Origin of the sequence: Sphingomonas aliaeris, assembly GCF_016743815.1 — a bacterium.
Lineage (GTDB): Bacteria > Pseudomonadota > Alphaproteobacteria > Sphingomonadales > Sphingomonadaceae > Sphingomonas > Sphingomonas aliaeris.
This window is the reverse complement of record NZ_CP061035.1, coordinates 3,766,662-3,782,169: the sequence shown is the minus strand read 5'-3', so window position 1 is coordinate 3,782,169 and position 15,508 is coordinate 3,766,662. Positions and strand designations below refer to the sequence as shown.

Sequence of the window (15,508 nt, the reverse complement as noted above, 5' to 3'; positions counted from 1 at the left end):
TCCCCGTTCGTTTCGAAGAGGTTCGGAACGAACACCCGGGGGCGAGCAACCCCGGCTAAACCCCTTCGCGAGTCAACGGGCGGGCGAGCAGGGCACCGACGACTTCGGTCACGTTCGCGCCTTCGAGCAGGGCGCATACCGCTTCGCTGACCGGCATCGCGACGCCGGCCTCACGGGCCGCTTCGCGAAGGACGGGCGCGGTGAAGGCTCCTTCGGCGACGGTGCGGCGGTCGGCCATCAATTCGGCGGCGGCGCGGCCCTGTCCCAACCCGACGCCGAGCGAAAAATTGCGCGAACTGGTCGAGGAACAGGTCAGCACCAGATCGCCGAGCCCCGACAGTCCGGCAAGCGTTTCGCTCCGCGCGCCACGGGCGAGGCCGAACCGGGTCATCTCCGCAAATCCCCGCGCGATCAGTGCCGCATGGGCATTCTGGCCGAGCCCCGCGCCCTCGACCACACCGCACGCGATCGCGAGCACGTTCTTCACCGCGCCGCCGATCTCCGCACCGACCACGTCGCTGGATGCATAGGTGCGGAAGGCCGGTCCGGCGAGCCGCGCCGCCAGCCGCGCGCCGAGCGCCTCGTCCTCGCAGGCCAACGTCACTGCGGTCGGCTGACCCGCGGCGACTTCGTGTGCGAAGGTCGGGCCAGACAGGACCGCGATCGGCGCGTCGGGCTGCACCGCGCGCGCGACTTCGCCGACCAGCAGGCGCGTGCCCGCCTCGATCCCCTTGGCGCACAACACCAGCGGCATCGTACCAATCCGGATCGCGCCGAGCACCGACCGGACATGTTGCGCGGGCGCGACGACCAGAAGCGCATCGCATCCCGCCAGTTCGCCGATATCGCCGGTCGCGCGGATCGTTTCGGGCAAGGGTATAGCGGATAGGAACATGGTGTTGACGTGATCGGCATTGATCGAGGCGACCACCTCATCCTCGCGCGCCCAGAGCAATATCTCGCGCCCGCCACGCGCCGCGACCTGCGCCAGAGCGGTGCCCCAGGCGCCGCCGCCGATGACGCCGATCTTCATGCCTTCACCCCCGCGCCGCGCACTGCCTCCGCCGCGGGATCGAGCGGCCAGCGCGGGCGGGCGGCGATGTCCAGAGGATCGGTCAACCCGGCGGCGAACCGTTCCGCGCCGGCCCAGCCGATCATCGCAGCATTGTCGGTACACAGCCACAAAGGCGGCGCGACGAAGCGCAGGCCGTTCTCCGCCGCCAGCGCCTGAAGGGCATTCCGCACCGCCTGATTCGCCGCGACCCCGCCCGCCACGACCAAGGCGGTGGCCCCGTCCGCCTTGTGCAGGCCGCGCGTCGTGCGATCGATGAGGCAATCGACCACCGCCTGCTGGAACGAAGCCGCGATGTCCTCCGCGCGCCATTGCCCCGAATCGACCGCGCGCGACACCGCGCTTTTCAGCCCGGCAAAGGAGAAATGCGGTTCTACGGAGCCTTTCAACGGTCGCGGGAGCGGCACGGCGAACGGATTGCCCGATGCCGCAGCGCGCTCCACCGCCGGGCCGCCCGGAAATCCGAGGCCGAGCAATTTGGCGGTCTTGTCGAACGCCTCCCCCGCCGCATCGTCGATCGTCGTGGCAAGGCGTCGATACGCGCCAACGCCCTCGACCAGCAGCAACTGACAATGCCCGCCCGAGACGAGCAGCAGCAGATAGGGAAATTCCAGATCGGGATCGCTCAACCGCGGCGACAGCGCATGCCCTTCGAGATGGTTGACCGCGATCAGCGGCTTGCCGGCGGCATGCGCCAGCGCCTTGCCCGTGACGAGGCCGACCATGACCCCGCCGATCAGCCCCGGGCCCGCCGTCGCGGCGATCGCATCGACCTGCGACAAGGTTTTGCCCGCATCGGACAGCGCACCCTCGATCAGCGGCATCAAGGCTTCGACATGGGCACGCGCGGCGATTTCAGGAACGACGCCGCCGAACGGACGATGCTCCGCCTCCTGTCCTGCCAGCCGATGCGCCAGGATGTTGCGGTCGCTGGTCACCAAAGCGGCGGCGGTTTCGTCGCACGAGGATTCTAGACCGAGAATGAGTGCCATCCGCACGCTTTAACGCCTCGGCCGGAATTTGTCGCGAACTTGTCGAGCGGCGGCACTTCTTCTAGCGGGTGGGCACGATGGCTCAACCTTTCCGCCTTGGCACCCGTGGATCGCCACTCGCCCTGACCCAGGCTAGCATGGTGCGCGATGCGCTGTACGCCGCGCATGGATGGAGCGACGGCGCGGTCGAGATCGTGCCTATCCGCACGACGGGCGACCGGGTACAGGATCGCGCGCTCGCCGAGATCGGCGGCAAGGCCTTGTGGACCAAGGAGCTCGATCGTGCGCTGCTGGACGGCGAGATCGATTGCGCGGTGCATTCGATGAAGGATGTCGAAACGGTCCGCCCAAGCGCCATCGCGATCGTCGCGATGCTGCCGCGCGCGGACGTGCGCGATCGCCTGATCGGGGCGGAATCTATCGCGGCGATCCGGCGGGACGGCATCGTCGGCACCAGTTCGCCGCGCCGTGCCGCGCAGATGCTGCGCGCTCGCCCGGACCTGAGGATCGTGCTGTTCCGCGGCAATGTCGATACGCGGCTGACCAAGCTTGCCGCCGGAGAGGTGGATGCGACCTTGCTCGCCGCCGCGGGGCTGGAGCGGCTCGGACGGCATGATATCGGCGTCGCGATCCCGGTCGAGACGATGTTGCCCGCCCCGGCACAGGGTGCGGTTGGTATCGAGACGCGCGCCGACGATGCCCGGGCGCGAGAGATTGTCGGGGCAATCGATCACCTGCCGACGCGGACGTGCGTGCTGGTCGAACGTGCCATGCTGGCGGCGTTGCGGGCGGATTGCCACTCACCCGTCGCGGCCTTCGCTTCGATAGACGGCACGACGGTCACCTTGCGCGCGGAATTGCTTGCCGAGGATGGCAGCCTGTTCGTGGCAGGCGAAGGGGAAGGTGGCGCGGATGACGGCGACCTTGCCGAACGGGTCGCGCGTGATTTGCTCGACCGGGCGCCGCCACTGGTACGGGCGCTGTTCGCCGCATGACCCGCGCGCTGGCGGTGCTGCGGCCCGAGCCGGGCAACGCCGCTACCGCCGCCCGCATAGCCGCGCTCGGCCTGACGGCGATCCGGATGCCCTTGTTCGAAGTGCGGCCGCTTGCCTGGACGCCGCCCGATCCCGACCTGCACGATGCCCTGATCCTGACGAGCGCGAACACGCTGCGCCATGCAGGTCCCGGCCTTGCGGAACTGGATAGGCTGCCCGTATTCGCGGTCGGGCGGACGACGGCGGATGCGGCGCGGAATGCAGGTTTTCGCGTCGTTTCTGTGGGAAATAAAGACGCTGCCGCTTTGCTCGCGCATGCCCAAACCCGCGGCATCGCACGCGCGCTGTATCTCGGTGGGCGCGACCGGATGATCGCGCCGGGCGGCATCGTCGCCACCGCCCTGTCCGTCTATGCCAGTGCCGCGCTGTTGGTAGCAGCCAAGAGGGTCGATGAGTTGCGAGACTCGATCGTACTGCTCCATTCGGTACGCGCCGCACGGGCCTTCGCCGACCTCGTGAACGCGCGCGACCAATATCGCATTGCCGCGATCAGCCCCGCAGTTTTGAACGCCGCCGGAACCGGCTGGGCGGGCGCGGTCGCCGCGTCGGAGCCGACCGACGATGCATTGCTCGCCGCTGCCCGTAAGCTGGCCGATTGACCGGCTTCGCAGACGCAGGGATAAGGCGAGGCATGAGCGATTTCATGCCGACCCCGCTGGTGGCACCGGCCAAGCCCCGCGTCCGATGGCCGGCCGTCATCGCCGCCTTCGCGTTCCTGCTCGGGCTCGCCGCGATGGCCGCGACGATGCATTACTGGAGCCTGTGGTTTCCGCCCGAAGCCACCACCCCCGTCGCCGCCGCGAAACTGCCCGTCGTGGTCGTCCCCGCAAACGGCGCACCCGCGCCCGTAGCGGCCCCGGTGATCGACCTGAACGCACTGTCTACGCGCGAAACCGAACTGGCCGGTCGCCTCGCCGATCTGGAACAGCGCACCGCTCGCGTCGGCAGCGATGCGCAGGCCGCCTCGGGCTATGCCACGCGTGCGGAGGGGATGATGGTCGCCTTCGCCGCGCGCCGGGCACTCGATCGCGGGCTGCGGCTCGGCTATATCGAGGATCAGTTGCGCACCCGCTTCGGCGCGACGCAGCCGCATGCCGTCGCCGCGATCCTGCAGGCTGCGCGTGAGCCGGTGACGATCGCCGAACTCCGCGCCGGGCTGGACGGGATCGGTAGCGAACTTGTCACCGGCCAGGCGAGCACGGGCTGGCTCCGCAGTCTGGGTCGCGAATTGACCAATCTGGTCGTCATTCACCGATCGGACACACCGTCCCCGCTACCGGTCGACCGGCTGGCGCGGGCCAAGCAGATGCTGGATACCAACAAGGTTGAAAGCGCGCTGGCCGAGGTCGCGCGGATGCCGGGCGCGCCACAGGCGGTGCGGTGGACGGCGGCGGCGCGGCGCTATATCGGCGCGCGACAGGCGCTGGATACGATCGAAGCGGCCGCGATCACCGGCCAGACCAATCCGACGGATATTCCGGGGACGCTTACGCCGGCGACGTGAGCGGCTCCCCTATCGTTTGAGCCGCTCGATCATCGCCAGCGCACCGGCCGGCGCCCTGACCTTCGCGCCATTGATGAAGAAGACGAACGTATCGCGGGTGGCTTTTGTCGGCTTCGCGGTGTCGGCATAGGGCAGGCCGTCGGGTGCCGTGCCGGCCGCCCAGTCCCGCGCAAGGTCCGTCCATCGATCCAGTTCCACATCGGTATAGCCCGTCGCGACATCCTCCCACGCATTTTCCAGCCGGGCATAGACGAAGTCGCCGGTGATATCCGCAAGCGCGGGATATTCGGCGGAATCAGCATAGACGATCGTCACCCCCGCCGCCCGCGCCATCGCGACGAATTCGGGGACGGCGAACGATTCGTGGCGGACATGCACCGCATGACGCAATGCGATCCCGTCCTGCTTCGCCGGCAACAGCTTCAGGAACGCGCCGAAATCCCCCGCATCGAACTTTTTCGTCGCCATGAACTGCCACAGGATCGGGCCGAGCTTGTCGCCCAGCTCGGTGATCCCCTGTCCCAGGAACTTGTCGATCGATTCGCCTGCCTCGGCCAGGATCTTGCGATTGGTGCAATAGCGGCTGGCCTTCAGCGCGAAGACGAACCCGTCGGGCGCGGTCTTCGCCCAGGTCGCGAAGGTCGCGGGTTTCTGGCGGCTGTAATAGGTGCCGTTCACCTCGATCGCGGTCATCACATGCGACGCGAATTCCAGTTCGCGCTTATGCGCCAGCCCCTCCGGAAAGAAGGTGCCGCGCCAGGGTTCGTAGGTCCAGCCGCCGATGCCGACGCGAATCGATGCTTTGGTCATGCGTCCTGTATAGCCCGACAGCCGGCTCGTGCGGCAAGCCGCTGCTCACCGAACAGATAAGCGGATCGCCAGCAACCCTATCGCAGTATAAATGCTCGCCTGCCGGGATCCGAGGCAGTTCGCACGGTCCGCTAGTTTGCCGGAACCAAGCGGCGCCACGGTCTGACGTCCCTAATATCGAGACGGCAGACGTGTCGTAAGCCATGCCGGCGCACATAGTCTGTAATGCGCGCATCGTAATCGCGCGCCAATGGCCTGGCAAAGTTCCAGTCGGGCGGGTTAAAGGTGGAGAAGCCGTTGATCGTCGGTACTCGCCACAATTCGGCCAGCAGCATCGCATCAACGTTATGCGGGTAGAGCGCGTTCCTTTCGGCGTCGATATAGAGTGGTTCCGTACGCCGGGCCGCCACGACGTAGAAGCTTTCGCAGTCTGTCGGCGGTCGCGGGACGCTCGCAAAGGCCCGCAATTGAATCACACGGCTCAGTTCGGCCGGCGATTGTGCGTTGAGATTTTCGGCGATCAGGAACAGCCCGATCAATAACGCCAACCATGGCGAGGACCGCGCCAGCCTTGCCGCCTGCCGTCGCCAGGCCGCAACGACAATCAGAAGAAAAGGTAGAACCAACCATAGCTGATATCGCGATACGACGCGCATGCCCTTCGCCCCCGGCACCAATGCGTACACCAGCCCCCACGGGGAAGCCTTCCAGAATTGGAGTGTCAGGATCCATGCGATCAGCACCGCCAGGGCAAATGCACGCAGCTCGACCGAAATCGATCGGTCCTTATCGCCGGACTTACCAGCGAGCAGACGCCAGATTGCGGTTACGACCAACGCAAAAAACGCCAGCGGTATGCCTGAAATATGCTCGCCACCGAGAACACGTCCCGGCAGCATGGGATCGGACGGGAAAATCCCTCCGAGCCTGGCCTGCAAGCCGCGGAAGATCCAGCCCCAGACGTAGTTACCGGGTCCGACATTCACCATGTCGATCACGGGCGTGACCAGATATCCAAGTACGTGACCGTAGGACTGGCCGCCTGTTTCCCGCGCCTTCGGCAGATAAACCGACAGGAACGGAATGATCAGAATGGCGAAGGCCAATCCAACGAATATCAACGATCCGGCATGACGCCGCATCAGACCGATCGCCGCAACCAACCGCAGATTGCCTGTGAGCGCGGCCCAACACAGCAGGTATAGCCCACCCGAAAATATGGTGAACCAGGCCATATAATATGCGGTCATCAACCACGCTGCCATCAGGCCGCCCAACGCTACCCCGAGCGTCCGTGCGCCGAGGTACCTGCCAGCCTGTTCTGCGCGAATGGCAGATATTCCGAGGATCATGGCGACCGGCAACAACGCCACGCTCTGCAATTGTGCGTGCACCGCCTGAAGCGAGATGTTTCCGGAAATCGTCCACAGCGAGGCGACTATCAGGGCGGGAACACGCCCCCAAGCCAGCGAGCGCGAGACCAGTACATATGCCGCAAAAATCCGATCGTCTTGAACGTCACGATGTTCAAGACGTCCGCATGAAACGGATCGGCAAATGCTCTCCAGAACGAGTAAATCACCCCGTATAGAAAGTATCCGTCATTATATCCCAAGGTATCGGTATATGGATAGAAATACGCAGTCGTCGTCCAATCCGCCTCGCCGCGGAAAACGTTGTGCCAATGCTCGAGGATCGAAATCTCGATGATTCCATCCGCTCTATCGCCAAAGCCCAGATCAAATCCGCTGACGATCGACGGCCAAAAGAATAGCACGACCGAAAACGCATAAAACAAATACAGAAAGAAAGATCGTACAAGATAATTATATCGTTGGATTTTCCGACAACAACCAGATTTTTTTATCTGTGTATCAGGTTTGTCGAGCTCTGAAGTCTTATCCGTTCTCATCTCGTGCGTTTATTGAGGCGCGTTAAGACCGTCCACAACAATAGCAGACGCGCAAAAAGTCGCAGCAATTCGGCATCCGACGCACAACACGGCGCGTGGGGTAAAATACAAATACGCAGAAGATAGATGCAGACTTCCGATAATCCGGAAGTCGCTGGAGCGGGCGAAGGGATTCGAACCCTCGACCCCAACCTTGGCAAGGTTGTGCTCTACCCCTGAGCTACGCCCGCTCTGGCGCCGGGCCCGGTAGCGATACCGGGCGGGGAGCGGGGCCATTAGCAGCGGTATTCGGACTCGGCAAGCCCCGATGTACAAGATACGAAAAGGGTTGGCGTGACGGCGCGGCCCCCCCCACATAAGGCTTTGAACCACACGGACGGAGTTTATCTTGGCCACCTTGGGTATGAGCGCGGCGGAACGCGAAGCGGTCGAGGGCTTTCGGCGCGACGTCGTCGAACCGTCGATGGCGAACCTCGTCATCATCGATTTCTGGGCGGAATGGTGCGGCCCGTGCAAGGCACTGACCCCGGTGCTGGAGAAAGTCGCGGCGGATTATGCCGAGAAGGGCGTGATCCTGGCCAAGGTCGATACCGACAAGAACCAGTTCATCGCGGCGCAATTCCAGATCAAGTCGATCCCTACTGTCTATGCGATGTTCCAGGGGCAGTTAGTCGCGGACCTGACGCCGGCGCGGACAGAATCGCAGTTGAAGACGATGCTGGACCAGATCCTCGCCAAGCTGCCGATCCAGAGCCCGGCCGCTGACCTGGAGGCAGAACTCGCGCCGTTGATCGCGATGGGCGAACAAGTGCTGGCCGAGGGCGAAGCGGAGCGCGCGCTGTCGGTCTTCGCGCAGTTGGTGGACATGGCGCCGGATCACGTTGCGGTGCAGTCGGGGTTGATCCGGGCGCTGGTCGCGGCGAACCGGCTGGACGAGGCGGACGCGGCGATTGCGGCCCTACCCGAGGAGATCACAAACGCCGCTGAGATCGAACGCGCGAAATCTGCGCTGGCGCTGGCGCGTGACGCGAGGCCGGTGGACGATCTGTCCGCGCTCGCCGCCGATGTCGCCGCGCATCCCGACGATCATGCCAGGCGCTTCGAACTCGCCGGAGGCCAGATGGCGGCCGGGGACCGCGATGCGGCGGCCGAATCGCTGCTTGCGATCATCGCTGCGGATCGCGGCTGGAACGAGGGGGCGGCGCGCACGCAGTTGCTGAAGCTATTCGAGGTCGTGGGGCTGGAAGATCCCTGGGTGTCGCAGCAGCGTCGCAAGCTGTCCGCGATCCTGTTCGGATGATCGCCCCCGCGAACGGCACCACGCGTCTGTCGGTCTTCCCGCTGCCCGGCGCGTTGCTGTTCCCGGGCATGCATCTTCCGCTGCATATCTTCGAGCCGCGATACCGGGCGATGATGATGGATGCGATGGCGCGCGATCGGCGAATCGGAATGATCCAGCCGCGCCCCGGCGCCTATGCGCCGAACGAGCCGCCGCCGCTGTTCGAGATCGGATGCGTCGGCAAGATCGCGGAATTCGAAGCATTGGACGACGGACGCTACAATCTGATCCTGGAGGGTGTGTCGCTGTTCCGGATCGTCCGCGAACTCGATGTGACCACCGCGTTTCGGCAGGTCGAGGCGGAGTTGCTGCCGGTCCTGGCGACGGATGACACGCTGTCGCTGTCGCGCCGGTCGTCGCTGGAACTGGAATCACGCCGTTTCGCCGATGCGCAGGGCTATGCGGTCGATTGGGAAGCCGTGACGCGGCTGGATGACGAGGCATTGGTCAACGGTATCGCGCAGATCGCGCCGTTCGACGTGGCGGCGAAACAGGCGCTGCTGGAAGCTGGCGCGATCGAGGAGCGTGCGGAGCTGATCATCCAGTTGATGCAGTTCTTCGGGCGGCATGACGGCGAGGAATCGGTGACGTTGCAGTGAGGCGCCGACTCGGTCCGGTGTCTTTCCTCGGAGTGCGGTTGCCGCACAGCACGATCCCATATTGCCGGTTACATACCCGCCGCTCGTCCTGAGCAACTGTGTTCACGCGGTGCGATATTCGGTATTGTTTTTGACCATCGCGTTGAGGGTTACGAGCAGTTTTCGCATTGTGGCGACGATGGCAAGCTTGAAGGGTTTGCCGGCCTCTCGCAGGCGGTTGGTGGTAGCGGCGAGTTGCCCCTTGCCCGAGCGCGCGATGCTGAGCGCGGCCAGATAGAGACAACGTCTGATGCTGGGCCTGCCGCCCGAGCATCGCCCCGGCCGGCTGGTCTTGCCGCTTTGGCGATCGAAGGGGGCGAGGCCAGCAAGCGCTGCGACCTGTCGACTGGAGAGGCGTCCGAGTTCTGGCATGCGTGCCAGCAGGCATGCGGCAACGACCGGCCCGACGCCGGGTGCTGTGCGGAGCAGGGCTTCGCGAGCGGCCAGATCGGGCGAGGCGGCGATGACGCTGGCAATGGCTTTTTCGATGCGCAGAACCAGGGCCTTGAGCCGTGCGACCTGCGCGACGACGAGGCGGCGCATGGCGGGATCGGCGATGCTCTCCAACTGATTGCCGAACTGGACCGCCTGGGCGACGGCAAGATCGCGCATGCGGACATGCTCGGCCAGCCTCACGGCCTCGGGATCATGGACATAGGGCGTCAGTTCGGGATGCAGTGCTGCCAGACACCGCGCGATGACGGCCGCATCGAGTGGGTCGGTTTTCGCGAGTTGTCGCTCGGCACGGGCGAAACTGCGCACGCGTGCCGGATCGAGGAGATAGGCTGTAACGTCCATCCGATCGAGCAGGATGGCGAGCTTGCGCTCGTAACCGCCCGATGCCTCGAAGCCGATCCGCAGGCACGCCGTACCGGCAAGCCGGACAAGCTTGCGGCCGAGTGCGGCAATGCCGGTCTTGGTATTGGGTACCCGCCAGAGCATTCCTGCCGGATGAGCGTGGATAACGAGTTCGTCCTTGGCAACATCGATGCCGACAAAGAGGTCGGAGTGTGACATGATCCGGTCTCCCAAGCTTGTCATGCGGGGTCCGTAAGCACGGCCCCAGGCAACTGTCCGGGGTTTGGGAAGACGGATGTGGCCCTGCTCAGGAACGGTCTTTGTCGACCGGCTTGTCGAACGGCCTCACATCCGCCGCCTGAGCCGGGTGGCCACCCGGCTCAGGCACCTTGCCGATTACACCATTCCAGACAGACAAGCTTGTCGAAGGACGGGTACAGAGGACAGGTGCTTCGACAAGCTCAGCACGAACGGTTTTGGGTGAAGGCATCCGGCTGAAGGGTGAGTAGAAAGCGGCCGGCAGGCGGCCGATCGAACTTCGAGATCGTGGAACGGGACTTTCTCCAACCGTCATCTCGGACTCGTTCTGGGGTCCACCCTGCCGCGAACGGTGCCCTGGAGCCTCTCGCCGATACCCGGGGCCGAACCGTGGACCCCGGAACGAGTCCGGGGTGACGATGGACGGGAGAAGCGACGGTTCGCCTTAAACCTCGAACGATCCTAGACTTTCATCCCCTGCAACAACTTCGGCACTTCACCACTTTCACCTCGCGCTTCGGCCATGAAGCGATCCTTCAGCGCGGGCAGCTTCTGCACCGCCGACAGACCGAAGCGGCGGGCGGCGTTGGCGGTCTTGCCGGGGATGCCGAACAGGCGCTGCAGGCCGTCCGTCGCCACAGACACCATTAACGTGTCCAGACTGCGCCAGCGCTGGTAGCGCGCGAGCAGTGCCGGGTCGCCCAGATCGAGGCCGAGGCGTTTTCCCTCCACCAATACCTCGACCAATGTCGCCACGTCGCGGAAGCCGACATTGACGCCCTGTCCCGCGATCGGGTGGATACCGTGCGCCGCGTCCCCGACGAGTGCTAGCCGGTTCGACACGATCTGCGCCGCATGATGAAAGCCGAGCGGATAGCTGGAGCGAGCGCCCAATGGCCCCAACCGGCCGAGGAACCCACCCATCTTCTTCTCCGCCTCCGCCAGGAAGCCGCGTTCGGACAGTTTCAACATGCCCGGCGCCTCGGCCCGCGACACCGACCAGACGATCGCGGAGCGGTGTCCGTCGGCATCGTCGTTCAGCGGCAGGATCGCGAACGGGCCTTGCGGATAGAAGATCTCGAACGCGATATTCTCATGGCTATGTTCGTGGTGCAGCGAGGTGACGATCGCGGCGTGATCGTACGTCCAGCGCGCGGTACGGATACCGGCGGCGTCGCGAGTCGGGGAATTCCGCCCCTCCGCCGCGATCAGCAACGGCGCGGACACCGTCGCGCCCGAATCGAGCGTCGCCACTACGCCGTGTTCGCCGCGATCGACGGAGACCGCGCGTGTCTTCATGCGCAGATCGACATTCGGCGCCGCCACCGCGGCATCGTACAGCGCGCGCCGCAACAGCCGGTTCTCGAACATATGGCCGAGCGCACCGTCATCCGAGCCGGGTTCGAAATCGAGCGCCCCGGGTTCCAGACCGTCGCTGACGCGTATGCCCGCGATCGGACAGCCTTGGCCCTCGAGGCGATCGAGGACCCCGATCGTGCCGAGCATCCGATACGGCGCGCTGGCGATAGCGGAGGCACGTCCGTCGAAACCGGCGGCGTGGATCACGTCTGGATCCGCGATATCGACGACGATCGCGCGCATCCCATGCTTATCGAGCGCGACGGCCAACGCGCTGCCGACCAGTCCGCCGCCCAAGATGATAACATCTGCTTTTTCCATGACGGCGACCCTAGGCCGCTGCGGCCGCGCTGCCAATCCAAAGCGCTGCGCCAGCGACCATATCCAGCCGTCCCAAAAAGCGCGGCATCTTGACGCCGGACTCCCGAAAGCGGATGATTTCGGGAACGAACAGCGGACAGACGGGGACAAGATCATGGCGAGCCGGGCTCGACCAGCGCTGTGGCGCGAGACGGTGAAAGCGGGGGCGGTGCGCAGCAGCGCGCTGCTGGGTGCGCTGGCGCTGTTCTGCGCGACGATCGTTATGGTCATCGCGCTGGCCAGCTATCATTCGGGCGACCCGTCGCTGAACACCGCGGCCGGTGGCCCGGCGGAGAATTGGCTGGGCTTGCCGGGCGCTTGGTTCGCCGATCTCGCTTTGTCGCTGTTCGGCTGGACGGTCGTGCTGCTGTTGCCGATCGCGCCGATCGTCGCTTTGCGGCTGTGGCGGGACGAACCGGCCGGGCGCTGGGTGCGCATGCTGGGCGGCGGGGTGCTCGGAGCGGTGCTGATCGGTACCGCGATATCGTTCTTCGCCGCATCGTCCGTGCTGGCATTGCCCGCTGGATGGGGCGGCGTAATGGGGCTCGGCCTGGCCGAGGCGTTGCATTGGGCGATCGGTTTCATCGGCGATACGACCGCGATCCTGTGGACCGGCCGCGCCGTCGGACTGCTGGCCGGGATCGTGGGGTTGGTGATATGGGCGCGCAGCCTGCAGATCGCGCTGACCCGCCCGCGATTGCCCAGCCTGCCGCGGTTTAAGGCACAACCGCGCCTGATCGCCGATGCGGACGAATTCGACGAAGACGATGTGGTGGCTGAACCGGCGCGAAAGTCCGCCCCCGCGCCGCGTGCCGTGGCGATGCCCGATGCCCGGCCCGGCCCGGTGATCGCCGATCGCAACGTCGCGCCGTCCGTCGCCAAGCCGAAGGCGCAGCAGGAGCGACTCGATCTGCGCGACAATAATTACCGCCTGCCGTCGATCGACCTGCTCGTTCCCGCGCCGCCGGCACCCGGCGCGGCGATCGACAAGGCGTCGCTGGAGCGCAATGCGCGCTTGCTCGAATCGGTGTTGGACGATTTCCACGTCAAGGGATCGATCGTCGAGGTTCGCCCCGGTCCGGTCGTCACGATGTACGAACTGGAACCGGCTAGCGGCATCAAGGCGAGCCGCGTGATCCAGCTGGCCGACGATATCGCGCGCAACATGTCGGCGATCTCCGCGCGCGTCGCGACGATTCCGGGGCGCACCGTGATCGGCATCGAATTGCCCAACACACGTCGCGAGACCGTCGGGCTGCACGAACTGATCGCATCGCAGACGTTCGAGGATCAGTCCGCGTCGCTGCCACTGGTGCTGGGCAAGAACATCGCGGGCGACCCCGTCATCGCCGATCTGGCACCGATGCCGCACCTGCTCGTCGCAGGTACCACCGGCTCGGGCAAGTCGGTCGGGCTGAACTGCATGATCCTGTCGTTGCTGTACCGGCTGACGCCGGACCAGTGCCGCATGATCATGATCGATCCGAAGATGCTGGAACTCAGCATGTACGACGATATCCCGCATCTATTGTCCCCGGTCGTCACCGACCCGGCCAAGTCGGTCCGCGCGCTGAAATGGGCGGTCGAGCAGATGGAGGACCGCTATCGCCAGATGTCGTCGGTCGGCGTGCGCAGCCTTGCCAGCTTCAACGACAAGGTGCGGGCGGCGAAGGCCAAGGGGCAGCCGTTGGGACGCAAGGTGCAGACGGGGTACGACCCCGATACGCGCCAGCCGATCTACGAAGAGGAAACGCTCGACTTCGTCCCGTTGCCGCAGATCGTGGTGATCGTCGACGAGCTGGCCGATCTGATGATGACCGCGGGCAAGGAAGTCGAATTCCTCATCCAGCGTCTGGCGCAGAAGGCGCGTGCGGCGGGCATTCACCTGATTATGGCGACGCAGCGACCCTCGGTCGATGTCATCACCGGCGTCATCAAGGCCAACCTGCCGACGCGCATCAGCTTCCACGTCACGTCGAAGATCGATTCGCGGACGATCCTGGGCGAACAGGGCGCCGAACAGCTGCTGGGCAAGGGCGACATGCTGTATATGCCCGGCGGCAAGGGCACGGTGCGCGTCCACGGGCCGTTCGTCAGCGACGACGAGGTGCGCGCGGTGGCGGATCACTGGCGCGGGCAGGGCAAGCCCGATTACATCCAGTCCGTCACCGAGGAACCGGAGGACGGCTTCGCGCTGGATGGGGCACCGGACGGCGAGGATTCCGCGGAGGACCAGCAATATCGCAGCGCGATCCAATTGGTCGTGGAAAGCCAGAAGGCATCGACCAGTTGGCTGCAACGTCAGTTACGCGTCGGCTATAACAGCGCGGCGCGGCTGATCGAACGCATGGAGAAAGACGGCATCGTCGGCCGTCCCGACCATGTCGGCCGCCGCGAAGTGCTGCGCGATCGCGACGGAAATCCGCTCTGAACGACAGGCGGTGACCGTGATGTCTGGGCCTGCCGAACCGGCATTCGTCCGATCGGTCGGAAAGGGATCGGTGTTGGAACGTTCAGAACGGGTTCAACGCCGCACCGGCAGTGCGTCCCGTCTGTCTTTCAGGAGAATTCCGTGAACTTCCGCTACATCGCCGCCCTTGCCGTCGCGCCCGTCCTGGTTGCCGCGATCGCACCGGGCGATCTCGGGCTCGTCCAGTCTCATTTGCAAGCGGTCCAGAGCATGACCGCCAGTTTCACGCAGACCGATAGGGTGGGCAAGGTGCTCACCGGCACGCTGACGCTGAAGAAGCCGGGCAAGATCCGCTTTCAGTATGAAAAGGGCGTGCCGATCCTGATCGTCGGTGACGGCAAGGCGTTGTGGTTCCTGGATTATTCTGTCGGCCAGAAACAGCGCTGGCCGATCGGCAATTCCCCGCTCGGCGTTCTGCTGGATCCGACGCGCGACATGACGAAGGTCGCGCGGGTCGTGCCGGGTAACGATCCGCGTATCATCTCGGTCGAGGCGGCCGATCCGAAGCATCCCGAATATGGCCGCATCACGCTTGTGTTCGCGCGCAATGCATCCGCGCCGGGTGGCTTGATGCTGCAAGGCTGGGTCGCACTCGATGCGCAGAACAACCGGACGACGCTACGGCTCACGAATCAGCAATTTAACGCACCGATCAGCGACGGAACGTTCCGCTTCAACGATCCGCGGCGGAATTCCGGTCCCAGACGCTAATCCATTCATATTGGCGACAGGTTTGCTGCCCTAAAGGCAGTCGTGCGGATGCGGAGCGGTTCGGGATTTTCCCCCTGTTGCTCGGATTTAGGTTCCCATCCCGCCTGCGTGACGAACGCTAGGTCGGCCCTCGCTCCATGCCCCCGGAGCGGGGGCCTTTCGTCTTTCAGAGGCTTCGATATCTTTGGATCTGAAGCCGGTAAGGCGCATTGATCGAGGTTTGAAGAACC

14 protein-coding genes and 1 tRNA gene are annotated in these 15,508 nt (G+C 65.0%); 7 read left to right on the top strand and 8 right to left on the bottom strand.

Annotated features, from left to right (window positions below; all coding sequences use genetic code 11):
• Positions 1–55: 55 nt before the first annotated feature.
• Positions 56–1,033, bottom strand: coding sequence for an NAD(P)H-dependent glycerol-3-phosphate dehydrogenase (locus tag H5J25_RS17975; RefSeq protein ID WP_202093440.1), 978 nt, complete (start codon positions 1,031–1,033; stop codon positions 56–58).
• The gene (gene tsaD / locus H5J25_RS17970) at positions 1,030–2,064 is read right to left on the bottom strand and encodes a tRNA (adenosine(37)-N6)-threonylcarbamoyltransferase complex transferase subunit TsaD (protein ID WP_202093437.1); all 1,035 of its coding nucleotides are present in this window, start codon (positions 2,062–2,064) and stop codon (positions 1,030–1,032) included. Before tsaD ends, H5J25_RS17975 begins: the two co-directional genes overlap by 4 nt.
• 77 nt (positions 2,065–2,141) lie before the next feature.
• On the opposite strand from tsaD, the gene hemC reads away from it, so the two are divergent.
• From hemC to H5J25_RS17955, 3 genes are read left to right on the top strand one after another with little or no spacing between them, the layout of a single operon-like run.
• Positions 2,142–3,059, top strand: coding sequence for a hydroxymethylbilane synthase (gene hemC / locus H5J25_RS17965; protein WP_202093430.1), 918 nt, complete (start codon positions 2,142–2,144; stop codon positions 3,057–3,059).
• Positions 3,056–3,718: a uroporphyrinogen-III synthase gene (locus H5J25_RS17960; RefSeq protein WP_202093427.1), complete on the top strand. Its 663-nt coding sequence runs from the start codon at positions 3,056–3,058 to the stop codon at positions 3,716–3,718. Before hemC ends, H5J25_RS17960 begins: the two co-directional genes overlap by 4 nt.
• A gap of 32 nt (positions 3,719–3,750) precedes the next feature.
• Positions 3,751–4,623: an MICOS complex subunit MIC60 gene (locus H5J25_RS17955; RefSeq protein ID WP_202093426.1), complete on the top strand. Its 873-nt coding sequence runs from the start codon at positions 3,751–3,753 to the stop codon at positions 4,621–4,623.
• Positions 4,624–4,632: 9 nt separating this feature from the next.
• Here the strand turns inward: H5J25_RS17955 and H5J25_RS17950 are convergent, their stop codons facing one another.
• The 4 genes from H5J25_RS17950 to H5J25_RS17940 all read right to left on the bottom strand — a co-directional run bounded on the left by H5J25_RS17950 (position 4,633) and on the right by H5J25_RS17940 (position 7,575).
• Positions 4,633–5,433 carry a DUF72 domain-containing protein gene (locus H5J25_RS17950; protein ID WP_202093424.1) on the bottom strand — a complete coding sequence of 267 codons (801 nt, stop codon included), beginning with the start codon at positions 5,431–5,433 and terminating at the stop codon, positions 4,633–4,635.
• Positions 5,434–5,564: 131 nt separating this feature from the next.
• Complete coding sequence (locus tag H5J25_RS17945) at positions 5,565–6,827, bottom strand: hypothetical protein (protein WP_225883218.1); 1,263 nt, start codon at positions 6,825–6,827, stop codon at positions 5,565–5,567.
• Positions 6,828–6,874: 47 nt separating this feature from the next.
• Complete coding sequence (locus H5J25_RS20950) at positions 6,875–7,231, bottom strand: hypothetical protein (RefSeq protein ID WP_225883217.1); 357 nt, start codon at positions 7,229–7,231, stop codon at positions 6,875–6,877.
• A gap of 269 nt (positions 7,232–7,500) precedes the next feature.
• Positions 7,501–7,575, bottom strand: a tRNA-Gly gene (locus H5J25_RS17940).
• A 173-nt stretch (positions 7,576–7,748) separates the two neighbouring features.
• On the opposite strand from H5J25_RS17940, the gene H5J25_RS17935 reads away from it, so the two are divergent.
• A complete protein-coding gene (locus H5J25_RS17935; RefSeq protein ID WP_202096476.1) occupies positions 7,749–8,645 on the top strand; it encodes a tetratricopeptide repeat protein in 897 nt (298 codons plus the stop codon).
• Positions 8,642–9,283: an LON peptidase substrate-binding domain-containing protein gene (locus H5J25_RS17930; protein WP_202093422.1), complete on the top strand. Its 642-nt coding sequence runs from the start codon at positions 8,642–8,644 to the stop codon at positions 9,281–9,283. The genes H5J25_RS17935 and H5J25_RS17930 overlap by 4 nt, the downstream gene beginning before the upstream one ends.
• 102 nt (positions 9,284–9,385) lie before the next feature.
• On the opposite strand, the gene H5J25_RS17925 is transcribed toward H5J25_RS17930, so the two are convergent.
• Both H5J25_RS17925 and H5J25_RS17920 read right to left on the bottom strand, forming a co-directional pair.
• A complete protein-coding gene (locus tag H5J25_RS17925) occupies positions 9,386–10,339 on the bottom strand; it encodes an IS110 family RNA-guided transposase (RefSeq protein WP_202090443.1) in 954 nt (317 codons plus the stop codon).
• A 501-nt stretch (positions 10,340–10,840) separates the two neighbouring features.
• Positions 10,841–12,058, bottom strand: a complete 1,218-nt coding sequence (locus H5J25_RS17920; protein ID WP_202093416.1) for a UbiH/UbiF/VisC/COQ6 family ubiquinone biosynthesis hydroxylase — start codon at positions 12,056–12,058, stop codon at positions 10,841–10,843.
• 154 nt (positions 12,059–12,212) lie between these two features.
• Between H5J25_RS17920 and H5J25_RS17915 the strand changes: the two genes are divergently transcribed.
• Both H5J25_RS17915 and H5J25_RS17910 read left to right on the top strand, forming a co-directional pair.
• On the top strand, positions 12,213–14,528 hold the full coding sequence (locus H5J25_RS17915) for a DNA translocase FtsK (RefSeq protein WP_202093414.1): 2,316 nt from the start codon (positions 12,213–12,215) through the stop codon (positions 14,526–14,528).
• A 141-nt stretch (positions 14,529–14,669) separates the two neighbouring features.
• The gene (locus H5J25_RS17910) at positions 14,670–15,278 is read left to right on the top strand and encodes a LolA family protein (protein ID WP_404829554.1); all 609 of its coding nucleotides are present in this window, start codon (positions 14,670–14,672) and stop codon (positions 15,276–15,278) included.
• The last annotated feature ends 230 nt before the right edge of the window (positions 15,279–15,508 follow it).